At 73.1% G+C, this 11,301-nt stretch carries 11 protein-coding genes; 7 read left to right on the forward strand and 4 right to left on the reverse strand.

The window, feature by feature from the left end:
* The first annotated feature begins 156 nt into the window (after positions 1 to 156).
* Complete coding sequence (locus MFF04_RS12910) at positions 157 to 1,875, forward strand: methyl-accepting chemotaxis protein (RefSeq protein ID WP_238276340.1); 1,719 nt, start codon at positions 157 to 159, stop codon at positions 1,873 to 1,875.
* 113 nt (positions 1,876 to 1,988) lie between these two features.
* Here the strand turns inward: MFF04_RS12910 and MFF04_RS12915 are convergent, their stop codons facing one another.
* Positions 1,989 to 2,381: a response regulator gene (locus MFF04_RS12915; protein WP_238276341.1), complete on the reverse strand. Its 393-nt coding sequence runs from the start codon at positions 2,379 to 2,381 to the stop codon at positions 1,989 to 1,991.
* A gap of 231 nt (positions 2,382 to 2,612) precedes the next feature.
* Between MFF04_RS12915 and MFF04_RS12920 the strand changes: the two genes are divergently transcribed.
* The 3 genes from MFF04_RS12920 to MFF04_RS12930 are packed head-to-tail and all read left to right on the forward strand — an operon-like array spanning position 2,613 to position 5,481.
* A complete protein-coding gene (locus MFF04_RS12920; protein ID WP_238276343.1) occupies positions 2,613 to 3,572 on the forward strand; it encodes a glycine betaine ABC transporter substrate-binding protein in 960 nt (319 codons plus the stop codon).
* Complete coding sequence (locus MFF04_RS12925) at positions 3,569 to 4,741, forward strand: ABC transporter permease (protein WP_238276345.1); 1,173 nt, start codon at positions 3,569 to 3,571, stop codon at positions 4,739 to 4,741. The genes MFF04_RS12920 and MFF04_RS12925 overlap by 4 nt, the downstream gene beginning before the upstream one ends.
* Positions 4,738 to 5,481 carry an ABC transporter permease subunit gene (locus tag MFF04_RS12930; protein ID WP_373320045.1) on the forward strand — a complete coding sequence of 248 codons (744 nt, stop codon included), beginning with the start codon at positions 4,738 to 4,740 and terminating at the stop codon, positions 5,479 to 5,481. The genes MFF04_RS12925 and MFF04_RS12930 overlap by 4 nt, the downstream gene beginning before the upstream one ends.
* A 2-nt stretch (positions 5,482 to 5,483) precedes the next feature.
* On the opposite strand, the gene MFF04_RS12935 is transcribed toward MFF04_RS12930, so the two are convergent.
* Together MFF04_RS12935 and MFF04_RS12940 are read right to left on the reverse strand one after the other, a co-directional pair.
* Positions 5,484 to 6,560, reverse strand: a complete 1,077-nt coding sequence (locus MFF04_RS12935; RefSeq protein WP_238276347.1) for a L,D-transpeptidase family protein — start codon at positions 6,558 to 6,560, stop codon at positions 5,484 to 5,486.
* A gap of 65 nt (positions 6,561 to 6,625) precedes the next feature.
* Entirely contained in the window at positions 6,626 to 7,579 is a 954-nt protein-coding gene (locus MFF04_RS12940; protein ID WP_238276348.1) for an extensin family protein, read from the reverse strand.
* Between MFF04_RS12940 and MFF04_RS12945 the strand changes: the two genes are divergently transcribed.
* Together MFF04_RS12945 and MFF04_RS12950 are read left to right on the forward strand one after the other, a co-directional pair.
* Positions 7,578 to 8,240, forward strand: a complete 663-nt coding sequence (locus MFF04_RS12945; RefSeq protein ID WP_238276349.1) for a dienelactone hydrolase family protein — start codon at positions 7,578 to 7,580, stop codon at positions 8,238 to 8,240. The genes MFF04_RS12940 and MFF04_RS12945 overlap by 2 nt on opposite strands.
* Before the next feature lie 71 nt (positions 8,241 to 8,311).
* Complete coding sequence (locus tag MFF04_RS12950; RefSeq protein WP_238276350.1) at positions 8,312 to 10,378, forward strand: M3 family metallopeptidase; 2,067 nt, start codon at positions 8,312 to 8,314, stop codon at positions 10,376 to 10,378.
* 4 nt (positions 10,379 to 10,382) lie between these two features.
* Here MFF04_RS12950 and MFF04_RS12955 read toward each other — a convergent pair whose 3' ends face one another.
* A complete protein-coding gene (locus tag MFF04_RS12955; RefSeq protein WP_238276351.1) occupies positions 10,383 to 10,697 on the reverse strand; it encodes a hypothetical protein in 315 nt (104 codons plus the stop codon).
* A 222-nt stretch (positions 10,698 to 10,919) separates the two neighbouring features.
* On the opposite strand from MFF04_RS12955, the gene MFF04_RS12960 reads away from it, so the two are divergent.
* On the forward strand, positions 10,920 to 11,183 hold the full coding sequence (locus MFF04_RS12960; RefSeq protein ID WP_283206370.1) for a con-10 family general stress protein: 264 nt from the start codon (positions 10,920 to 10,922) through the stop codon (positions 11,181 to 11,183).
* The last annotated feature ends 118 nt before the right edge of the window (positions 11,184 to 11,301 follow it).

An 11,301-nucleotide genomic window follows, 5' to 3' on the forward strand; every position in this document is an offset into this window, starting at 1 on the left:
AGACAGCCCATAAGATCATCGATCGCCGCTCATCATAGACCCAAACATAAAAGTCTGACTTAGCAGCAAATTAAGCGTCATGCTCTCTTATCGGCTTCGGTTGGAAGCGATGTATCGGCTGGCGAAGGGCTCCCGACCGAGCAGGTGAAGGCTGACATGACGCAGGTCGAGAGCGGCGAGCCCATCGCCGATGCGCTCAGGGGTGTCGGCGCGCTGTTGCGCCATGCGACGCGGTCCAACGCGCAGGCCGGCAGCTTCACCCGCGAGATCCGGCGGCAGAGCGCGGGCGTCGAGGCCTCCCTCGCGGCGACCCGCGGCAGCGTCGGGCGCGACACCGCCGCCATCACCGCCGAGCGTCTCCGTGGCGAGCTCGTCGGAGCCGTCGGCGACGCCATGACCGCGGTGACCACGGAGATCGAACGGATCGGCGCGCGGATCGATGCGAAGGCTGCCGAGGCGGCGCGGCTGGTGGCGATGATCGACCGCATCGGCGCCACGATCCGCCTGCTCTCCCTCAACGCCACCATCGAGGCCGCTCGGGCGGGCGAGCACGGCCGTGGCTTCTCGGTCGTCGCCGCGGAGGTGCGCTCCCTGGCCGACCAGACCCGCGAGAGCGCCCGCACCGCTGGCGCGGTGATCGACTTCTCGGACGTTCAGGCCGAGCTGAAGGCGCTTCGCGCCTCCACGGAGCACGCCCTCGACGCGCTCGGCGGAGCGGTGCGCGCCACGGCCGACCGGATCGAGGGGCTGCTCGGCGACGTCGGCGGCGAGCTGACGGCCATCAGCTCCAGCAACGCCTCGATCAGCGAGGCCCTCGGCGCGATGCAGGCCTGTGTCGATCGAACGGAGTCGAAGGCCGGCCGCGCCCTAGCGCTGGCCGCGGAGACGGCCGCGGCTGCCATGGGCGGAGAGGCGCCGAACCTTCTCCGCCATGGCATCGCCTCCGTGCCGGCCGGCTACGACCGCCTCGACGACATCCTGGCCCGGGGCCGCCTGCGCATCGCCATCGAGCCCGCCTTCAAGGGCCTCTCGTTCCGCCTTCGTGCCGACGGCTCGCTCATCGGCCTCGACGTCGACTACGCGGCGGCCTTCGCCCGTCATCTCGGCGTCGCGGCGGAGTTCGTCGAGGTCCCCTGGGACCAGTGCATCGAGCTCCTCGATGCGGGGCGCCGTCCGGGCGAGGCCCCCGCCGACATCGTGTGGTCGGCCCTGGCGCCGAGCGCCGACTACGGCGCCGTCGCCTATTCGCGGGCCTATACGTACCTGCACTACGTACTGGCGCGGCGGGCGGGCGACACCCGCATCCGCAGCCTCGTCGACCTCGACGGTCGCACGCTCGGCATCATCAACGATCCCGGTGCCTATGCCACTTTGGAGGCCGCCGGCCTGCGTTGGGCTCAAAACATCGCCGCGCCGGGCCGCCGCCTCGCCACCCTGGGCAGCCTCGTGCCGATGACCGACCAGGGCCGGATCCACGACGCCCTGGCGGAGGGGGTCGTCGATGCCTTCGCGATCGATGCGCCGATCATGCACTGGGCCTGCACCAGTCCGGACAGTCCCTGGCGCGGGCGCATCGAGATCGTCCCCGGCAACCTCGCGCCGGCCCCGTGGTACTACGCGGCCGTCGTCACGGATCACCCTTCCGCCTGCCGCCTGCTGATGGCCGCCGACGCCTTCATCGCGGGCTTCGCCGGGACGCGCGAGCGCGCCGAGATCGAACGGCGGTGGCAGGGTGCGGCGATCGTTGCGGATCACGGATACCGGGATGAGCCCGGCGGCCTGCGCGGCGCCTCCGAGCTTGCCGCCGATTATCGTTCGATCACGGGCTGCGAGCCGATCTGGCCCGCTGAGACATTGTTACGGCCCGTCGCCTGAGCGGATTCCGGAGCGGGGTCTGCGCCGTCGTCGGGGCGAAAGACGGGCTCCGCGGAAGCTCTCGCTACCGAGGCTGTCGAACATCGGCGGCCAAGACTGCGTTGAACCCCGCGCTAGCTCTGCTTGGCGGCGGCGACGGCGCCGGTGAGCGTCCGCTTGAGATCGGCCTGGCTGAAGGGCTTCTGCACCACCGGGCGGTCCCGGAAGGGCTCGCGGATGCCCGCCCCGCCGTACCCGGTCGAGAACACGAGGGGCAGCCCGCGCTTGGCGATGGCCTCGGCCACCGGATAGATCGGCTCGCCGGCGACGTTCACGTCGAGGATGGCGACGTCGAAGCTCTCGTTCTCGGCCATCTCGAGCGCCGTGGTCAGGCGCGCGGCGGGCCCGACGACCTCGCAGCCGAAATCGAGGAGCATGTCCTCGAGCAGCATCGAGATCGCGGCCTCGTCCTCGACGACGAAGACCTTCGTCCCCTGGAGCAGATCGTCCTTGGAATCCGCAGTCACGCCAGCGTTTCTTCCCTGGTCGGTCGTCCGTCCCGAGGCCGCGGAACCGGCCGGGAGGGCGTGTGGAGGGCAGGCGCACGAGAGGCCGCGGGGCACCGGATGCCGCCCGCAGCGCCCCAAGCGGCGACGCCGGATCGAGGTGACGCGTCGCCAATTCGGCGTGGCCTGTCAAGCGCGTGGAGGGCGGCCTTACCGTCGCGGCGGTGGAATGTTAGTCACTGTTACTTCGCGATGACCCTCTCCCGTCCCGCCCGCTCCCGGCGTGCCCGGTCCGCGCTGCTCGCGACCCTGATCGCCGCCGCCGCGGCGCTGGCGCCGTCCCTCGCGCCGGGCGGCGAGCGCCCCCTCGTCGTCGCTTCGAAGAGCGACACCGAAGGCGCGCTGACGGGCGCGATGATCGCGCTCTGCCTGGAGGACCTCGGAGTGCCGGTGACGCGCCGCCTCGGCCTCGGCCCGACCCTGATCGTGCGCGCGGCGCTCCTCTCCGGCGAGGTCGACGTCTACCCGGAATACACGGGCAACGGCGCCTTCTTCACCGGCACCGAGACCGACCCGGCCTGGCGCGACCCGCAAGCCGCCTTCGAACGCATCCGGCGGGCGGACGCGGCGCGGGGCCTCGCCTGGCTCGCGCGGGCGCCGGCCAACAACACTTGGCTCATCGCCGTGCAGGGCGCGCTCGCCCGGAGGGACGGGCTCGCGAGCATGGCGGACTTCGCGGCTGCCGTCGCCCGCGGGGCGATCCGCCTCGCCGCCTCGACGGAGTTCGTGGAGAGCCCGGCGGCGCTGCCGGCCTTCGAGGCGGCCTACGGCTTTCACCTTCCCGTCGAGCGGATCGTGAGCCTGCCCGGCGGCGACACCGCGGTGACGGCGCGGGCGGCGGCACAGGGCATCGGCGGCGTCAACGCCGGCATGGTCTACGGAACGGACGGGGCGATCGCCGCCCTCGACCTCGTGGTGATGAGCGACCCGAAGGCGGCGCAGATCGTCTACGAGGTCGCCCCGGTCTTCCGCGCCGAGGCCCTGGCCCGGCGGCCGGAGATCGCCGAACGGCTGGCCCGCGTCTTCGCCGGCCTCGACGCCGCGACCCTGCGGCGGCTCAACGGACGCATCTCCGTCGACGGCGAGCTGCCCGAGACCGTCGCGGTCGACCATCTTCGCCGCAGCGGACTGATCGGGAGCGCAGCCCGGTGACGGCCGCCGCCGCGAGGCCTCGCCGCGCCGCTCCCCTCGGCGGCTTTCGCGCCGTCGCGGCGGTGGTTGCAGCGGCGGCCTTTCCCGGTGCGCTGTACGGCCTGCCGCTGCTCGGCGTCTCCGCGAACCGGCTGGCGATCGGCGAGCCCGTTCTCGCCGGCACCGGCTTCGGCCCGGCGATCCTGCTCGCCGCCGCGCTCGGCGCCGGGGCCTCGCTCCTGCTCGGGCTTTCGCGCCGCCGACGATTCGCGGCCTGCGCCGCCGGGCTCGCCGCCCTCGGCCTCCTGCTTCTCCTCGCCGGGCTCGGGCAGGGCGCGGCGAATGTCCTCGCCAGCCGCCCGCCCGCCGCCCGCGCCGCACTCGCATTGGGCGCCTGGCTCGCGCTGGGTGGAACGGGGGCGGTACTCGCCCTCGCGCTCCGCCGGGCGGCCACGCCGGTGCCGGGCCTCGCCGCCCTGGCCGTGCTGGCATCGGCTATCGCCGCGACAGGGGCGGCGGGCTTGCTCGACGCCCTGTCCCTCGCGGTCGAGTTCCGGACCCGGCGCGAGGGCCTGCTCGGGGCGCTCGGAGAGCATCTGGCGCTCTCCTGCGGGGCCGTGGCGCTCGCCGCCATCCTCGTCGTGGCGCTGCGCCTCTTCCGAGGCGCGAGGGGCGCGGCCGATCTCCTCGCCTCGGGCATCCAGGTCGTGCCGGCGGTGGCGCTGCTCGGCGCCCTCGTGGCCCTGTTCTCCGGACTTCTGAAGGCGGCGCCCGGCCTGCGGGAGGCGGGACTGAGCGCCCTCGGCACCGCGCCCGCGCTGATCGCGGTGGCCGCCTACTTGATGCTGCCGCTGCAGCGCGGCCTGGACGCGGCCTGGCGCGCGCCCGATCGGGACACTCTCGACGCCGCCCGCGGCCTCGGCCTGTCGCCGGGGCAGATCGTCCTCCGGGTCCGCCTGCCCGTCGGGGCTCCGGCGCTGATCGGCGGCCTGCGGGTCGCGTGCGTGCAGGCGATCGGCCTCGCGACGCTCGGGGCCCTGGTGGGCGCCGGCGGCCTCGGTCGGCTCGTCTTCGACGGCATGGCGCAGTTCGCGCCGGATCTGATCCTGCTCGGCGCGATCCCGATCGTCGCCCTGTCGCTGCTCGCCGAGATGCTGCTGTCGGCGCTCGCCGGGAGCCTGCAGCCGTGAGCGCCACGGACTCCCGGAAGCGCGTGCTGGCGCCGGCCGCCCTCGGCCTCGCCCTCGCCGTCCTCTGCCACCCGGACGTGGCCTCGGCCGCCGTCGCGTTCCTCGGCGAGACCCCGCGGCGAGCGCTGCCGCTCGACCATCTCGGGGCGCTCGCCCGGAACCATCTCGCCCTGGCGGGCCTCGGCCTCGCTCTCGTCGGGATCGGCGGCGCCGGTCTCGGCATCCTCGCGACGCGCCCCGGCGCCACGCGGCTGCGGCCGGCGATCGACACGCTCGCCGCCTTCGCGCAGGCGGTGCCGCCGGTGGTCGCCGTGGCGCTGGCGCTGCCGGTGCTCAGCTTCGGCGGCCCGCCGACGCTTCTCGCCATGCTGCTCTACGGGCTGATGCCGGCGCTGCGGGGCACCGTCGCCGCCCTCGAGGCGGTGCCGGCGGACGCCCGCGAGGCCGCCGCGGCGCTGGGGCTCACCCACCTCCAGATCCTCGTGAAGGTCGAGCTGCCGCTCGCCGCGCCGGGCCTCCTCGACACGCTGCGCACCGCCTTGGTGCTCGCCGTGGCGACGGCGGCCCTCGGGGCGCTCGCCGGCGCCCCGACGCTCGGCACGCCGGTCGTCGCCGGCCTACAGAACCAGAACCTCGTGCCGATGATCCAAGGCGCGGCGGCCACCGCCGCGCTCGCCTTCCTGTGCGAGGCCCTGCTCCTCGCCGCGGCCGCGCTCGCCGCCCGACTCGCCCGGAGTTGAGGCTACTTCTCCTCGAACACCACCTCCGCACCCCGCGAGACGTGCATGGCGAGGTCGCGCACGTCCCAGTTGGTCAGGCGGATGCAGCCGTGGGATTCGGTCTTGCCGACCTTCTCGGGCTCCGGCGTGCCGTGGATGCCGTAGGAGGGCACCGAGAGGTCGATCCAGACGAGGCCGACGGGGTTGTTTGGCCCCGGCTTCACCTGGAACTTCTCCTTCGCGGTCACGCCCTTGAATTTGTACTTCGGGTCGTAGGTGTAGACCGGGTCGAAGGCGATGCCGGTCACCTTGGCCTTGCCGCTCGGGGCCGGCTTGTCCTCACTGCCGATCGAGGCCGGGTAGGCGGCCACCAGCTTGCCCTCGCCGTCGAAGGCCTTGAGGACGCGGCTCTCCTTCTCGACGAGGACGCGCGTCACCTTCGGGGCCCGCGGCAGGTCCTTCGGCTTGTCGCGGGTCATCGGCGCGATGCCGGCGACGCTGATCACCGTGCCGGCCTTGTCCAGCGGCTTGTCGCGGTTGAGGGCGTCGAGAAGCTCCGGCCGCATGTGGAATCGCTCGGCGAGCATCTCGCGGGCGCTGGCGTAGCCGAGCGCATCGAGATCGGCCTGATCCTCGAGCTTCTTCGGGATCTTCTCGACGAACGGGCCCGCGACGTCGGCCTCCGTCAGGGTGTAGTCGACGATTGTTGGCCCGCCCGCGTCGAGCCTGGCGAGCAGATCCGGGCTCGGCGTGTCGCTCTCGGGCAGGCCCTGCGCTGCGGCGTAGGTCTTCAGCGCCGTGCGGTAGCTGTCGCCCCGGCGGCCGTCGATGGCGCCCGGCGAGAAGCGGGCCCGGTCGAGCAGCACCTGCACCTTCACGGTGAGCGGGTCGGGCGCGCGCTCGGCGGCCTTGTCGCGCTTCCTCTTCGCCTCGTCGGCCTTCCCGCCCTCGTCCTTCGAGGGCTGTCCCGCCTCTGACAGCGTCGCGCCGTTCACGGCCTCGGCAGTGAGGGCGGAGGGCGCCTCCTTGGCCGATGCCGGCCATCCCGCGAGCAGGGCCGCGGCCACGAGAAGGGCCTGCGGAGCGGGATGGCGGAGCATGGGACGTTCCTCGGGACGGAGACTCTCCGCCCCTCAATGCCCAAGGTTTTCCCGGCGTTCCCGTATCACTGGCAGAGGCGGTGCCCGGAGGTCCGGTCGCGTTCGTCGAGATGGAGATGGTTGGCGTGGGCCGCGTCCGAGCCCGGCCCCAGCACCGTGCGGAAGAAGTTGCAGGCCCGGCTCCGCGCCTGATCGAGGAAGCGCGCCTCCGGCGAGTCGCCGGGCAGCGGCATCACCGTGATCGGCGCCCGCGCGGTAAAGGTGAAGCCCATCACGTCGACGCCGTTCGCCACCGCGTGCTCGCTGAGCCGGGCCTCCGGATTGTGGTTCTGCCCCCGGCACTCGTAGGAGGTGCTGACGGTGAGCCCCTTGAGCGGCTGGCCGAGATGCTTCGTGGCCGCCTCCTGCACCTCCGTCGTCCAGCGGGCGAGCGCCTCCGCCGCGCCGCAGACGAGGGTGGCCGGCTGGGGCAGCTCGACGCCGTCGAGACCGATGAGCCTGAGGGGCGCCGGCACGCTGCACGCCCCGTTCGAGACGGCGGGCAGGGGCTCGAACCGCGCCCCGAGCCGGGTCAACCGCACGCGGCAGGCGGTGTCGTCGGGCGCCTCGACCTTTGCCGCCAGCGCCTCCGGCGAGGACCGGTCGGGCGCCGGCGGCGGCAGGGGCGGCGAGGCGATCGGCGCGCCGGGCGGCGTCGGAGCGGCCGGGGCGGCGGGGCCGCCGAGCTCGGCGGGCCGCTCCGGCGGCAGGGGAGGACCGCTCGAGGCGGCGGGCGCGGGGGCTTCGGGAGTCGGAGCCCGACCCGACGGGGGCGCCTCCGGCCTTGCGGGCGGCGCGGGGGCGGGCGTCAGCTCCGCCGGGCGCTCCGGGGGCGTCGGCGGCGGAACCGGGACCGGATCGGCCAGCGCCGGCCCCGAAACGAGGAGGCAGGCGGCGACGGCCGCGATCCGCCACGCGGCATCCGGCGGGCATCGCTTCTGTCCGGCGCTGGCGCGAGGGCGTATGGCGGAAGGACACATGTCGGATCGGCCTTCCCATCACCGGTCGAGCGACCGCCTGAGCTGCGCCGGCGGCCCGCTCAACATCGAGCGGCTGTGCCCGGCCGGCAATGACGGGGGCGCCACGCCAGTCGTCGTTCTGCTCTCCGGTGCCGACGGGATAGCGCCGGCGCGGGCCGAGGCGGAGGCCCTCGCGGACCTGGGCCTCACCGTCGTCCTGCCCGACCTCCTCGCCCTCACCGGCCACGAGCGGGCGGGTTTCTCCGAGATCGGCCGCCATTTCGAGCGCTGGAGCGAGGGCGTCGCCGCCTGCCTCGCCCATGTCGATGAGCGCGCCGGGCCGCCGGCCCTGGCCGGGCGTTCCCTCGGCGGGGCGCTGGCGCTGGCCGCGGCCACTCGGGCAGGCCGCATCCGCGCCCTCGTCCTGCGCTCGGCCTTCGTCCCGGCGGGCGTCGCCGCGCAAGCGGATCGGCTGCCGCCGCTGCTCGCCCTGCACGGGGAGCGCGACGCCATCGTGCCGCCGGCTGGAATCCTCGCGCTCGCCGAGAGGGTCCGCGCGGGGGGCGGGCAGGCCGAGACGCATCTCTACGCCGGCCAGGCCCATCGCTTCGACGCGACCGCCGAGGCCGATGCACGCGCGCGAACGGCCGCCTTCCTGAGCCGCTGCCTCGGCGGTCCTTGAAGCCGGCGTTGCGCCCCGAGCCTCGATTCCTATCTTGACACTACGCCGCCATCAGCCCGGACGACGCCGACATGACCGCATCCGCCCGCCTCGCGGAGCTTCCCGCCGACAATCCCTTCGCGGGCGACTGGTCGACGCCACACGGGCTGCCCCCCTTCGAGGCGATCCGGCCGGAGCACTTCTCCCCGGCCTTCGCGGCGGCGATCGAGGCGCACGCGCGCGAGATCGCGACGATCGCCGGCTCGGGCGCGGCGCCGCGCTTCGAGAACACCGTCGCCGCCATGGAGCGGGCCGGGCTCGGACTCGACCGCGTGGCGGGCGTGTTCTTCAACCTCACCGGCAGCCATACGAACCCGGCCCTCCAGGCGGTGGAGCGGGAGGTCGCCCCGCGGCTGGCCCGGCACGGCAGCGCCATCTACCTGAACGACGCCCTGTGGCGTCGCATCGCGGCGGTCGACGCCGAGGGCCTGGGTGACGAGGAGCGCCGGGTGCTGGAGCGCTACCGGGTGCGCTTCCGGCGGGCCGGCGCCGATCTCGATCCGCAGGCCAAGGCGCGGATGGCGGCCATCGCCGAGCGGCTGGCGGAGCTCGGCACCGCCTTCAGCCAGAACCTGCTCGCGGACGAGAGCGGCTTCACTCTGCCGCTCACCGGAGAGGACGACCTCGCCGGCCTGCCGCCCTTCCTGCGCGATGCGACGGCCAGCGCCGCTCGCGAGCGCAGCTCCGAGTACCCTCACGTCGTCACCCTGTCGCGCTCGCTGATCGAGCCGTTCCTGGTGTTCTCGACCCGCCGCGACCTGCGCGAGCGCGCCTACGCCGCCTGGGTGCGCCGGGGCGAGACCGGGGGCGAAACCGACAACCGGGCGATCATCGCCGAGATCGTGCGTCTGCGGGCCGAGCGGGCGCGGCTCCTCGGCTTCGAGAGCTTCGCCCATTACAAGCTCGACGACACCATGGCGGGCTCGCCGGACGCCGCCATGGACCTCCTGCGCGACGTCTGGGCGCCGGCGCTGCGCCGGGCGGGCGCCGAGCGCGACCGGCTCCAGGCGGTGGCGGACGGGGAGGGCGCCGGCATCGCCGTCGCCGCCCATGACTGGCGCCACTACGCCGAGAAGCTCCGGCGCGCCGAGCACGACCTCGACGAGGCCGAGATCAAGCCGTACCTGGCTCTGCCCGGCATGATCGAGGCGGCCTTCGATACCGCCTCACGGCTCTTCGGCCTGACCTTCACCGAGCTGCACAACGTACCGCGCTACCACCCGGACGTGCGCGTCTGGCGGGTGAGCGAGCGTGACGGGCGCGAGGTCGGCCTGTTCCTCGGCGACTACTTCGCGAGGCCCTCGAAGCGCTCCGGCGCCTGGATGAGCGCCTTCCGCTCGCAGGAGCGGCTCAACGGGGTCGTCACGCCGATCATCGTCAACGTCATGAACTTCGCCCGCGCGCCCGAAGGCGAGACGACGCTGCTCTCCTTCGACGACGCCCGCACCCTGTTCCACGAGTTCGGCCACGCGCTCCACGGGCTCCTCTCGGACGTGTCCTATCCGCTGCTGTCCGGCACCGCCGTGCCGGGCGACTTCGTGGAGCTGCCCTCGCAGCTCTACGAGCACTGGCTGGAGCAGCCGGAGGTGCTGCGGGCGCATGCCCGCCACCACGAGACCGGCGCGCCGATGCCCGACGCGCTGCTGCAGCGGCTGCTCGCGGCGCGGACCTTCAACCAGGGCTTCGCCACGGTCGAGTACACGGCCTCCGCGATCGTCGACATGACGCTGCATCTCTCCAGCGCCGGCGAGGACGGGATCGACGTGCCGGCCTTCGAGGAGGAGGCCCTGCGCCGCATCGCCATGCCCGCCGAGATCGGCATGCGCCACCGCGCGCCGCATTTCGCGCATATCTTCTCCGGCGACGGCTACGCGGCCGGCTACTACAGCTACCTCTGGTCCGAGGTGCTCGACGCCGACGCCTTCGACGCCTTCCGCGAGGCGGGCGACATCTTCGACCCCGAGACGGCGAGCCGCCTGCGCGCCTTCGTCTACGGCGCCGGCAACCTGCGCAGCGCGCGGGATGCCTACACCGCCTTCCGGGGCCGTCTGCCGAGCATCGAGCCGCTGCTGAGGAAGCGGGGGCTCGCGGCGGCGTAAGAGATCACGGGCGAAGGTCCTCCGAGGCCACGAGCGCGTCGAGGGCCGGCACGCCGGCGTAGAACGCACGGTCCCGGCGCGCCGCGCCCGGCCTCACCTCCGCTGGATCGCCGAGCAGGCGCCGGCTCGACGCGATCACCTGGATGGTCTGCCGGTCCGCCGATTCGCGACGCGCGATGGCTTCGAGGTCGCGCAGGTACTCGATGACCGGCTGGCGTACGCCCGGCCCCTTGCCGAGGGCCGGACCGACCCGGGCCGTGATATCGGCGCGGACCCCGTCCCAGAGGTCCCACGGACCGGTGCAGGAAATGGCTGACATGCGGATTTCCCCGATAAGCGAGGCTTTAGACGGCTGCGATCGGTCCGAAACCCAAGCTCTCGCGAATCAGACAATATTGAGACGACTTGCAGCACCGCGCAATCAACATAAGTTATAACGAATGAAGTTTAACTTATGTTATCGTTCTTAAGGTGTCGTAGTTGGGAACAACGATAGTGTGTCGATGTTCTTCTTTCGTGTGTACCGCAAGGAGATCGACACATGACGCAATCGAGCAACAACCAGGGCAAGTCCGAGCATCGGGGCGGTTCCGGCAACTTCGCCGAAGATCGCGAGCGTGCGTCCGAGGCGGGGCATAAGGGTGGCCAGCAGAGCGGCGGCAACTTCGCCAACGACCGGGAGAGGGCGTCCGAGGCGGGGCATAAGGGCGGCCAGCAGAGCGGCGGCAACTTCGCCAACGATCGGGAGAAGGCGTCCGAGGCGGGCAAGAAGGGCGGCGAGGCGAGCCACGGCGGTCGGTCGTAGCCAGTCTCCACAAAGAACATCGGGCGCCGCGGGGCAACCTCCGGCGCCCGTGTCGCATCGTCTCCGAAAGGACAGGCCGATGGGTCTCTTCACGAAGGGCATCAAGACGCTGGACGAC

It is taken from the genome of Methylobacterium jeotgali, assembly GCF_022179345.1.
In the GTDB taxonomy this organism is placed as follows: Bacteria; Pseudomonadota; Alphaproteobacteria; order Rhizobiales; family Beijerinckiaceae; genus Methylobacterium; species Methylobacterium jeotgali.

Coding starts and splice junctions, on each gene's coding strand:
- MFF04_RS12960 (WP_283206370.1), top strand. CDS start 10,920: ATGACGCAATCGAGCAACAACCAGGGCAAGTCCGAGCATCGGGGCGGT.
- MFF04_RS12955 (WP_238276351.1), bottom strand. CDS start 10,697: ATGTCAGCCATTTCCTGCACCGGTCCGTGGGACCTCTGGGACGGGGTC.
- MFF04_RS12920 (WP_238276343.1), top strand. CDS start 2,613: ATGACCCTCTCCCGTCCCGCCCGCTCCCGGCGTGCCCGGTCCGCGCTG.
- MFF04_RS12940 (WP_238276348.1), bottom strand. CDS start 7,579: ATGTGTCCTTCCGCCATACGCCCTCGCGCCAGCGCCGGACAGAAGCGA.
- MFF04_RS12950 (WP_238276350.1), top strand. CDS start 8,312: ATGACCGCATCCGCCCGCCTCGCGGAGCTTCCCGCCGACAATCCCTTC.
- MFF04_RS12935 (WP_238276347.1), bottom strand. CDS start 6,560: ATGCTCCGCCATCCCGCTCCGCAGGCCCTTCTCGTGGCCGCGGCCCTG.
- MFF04_RS12910 (WP_238276340.1), top strand. CDS start 157: ATGACGCAGGTCGAGAGCGGCGAGCCCATCGCCGATGCGCTCAGGGGT.
- MFF04_RS12945 (WP_238276349.1), top strand. CDS start 7,578: ATGTCGGATCGGCCTTCCCATCACCGGTCGAGCGACCGCCTGAGCTGC.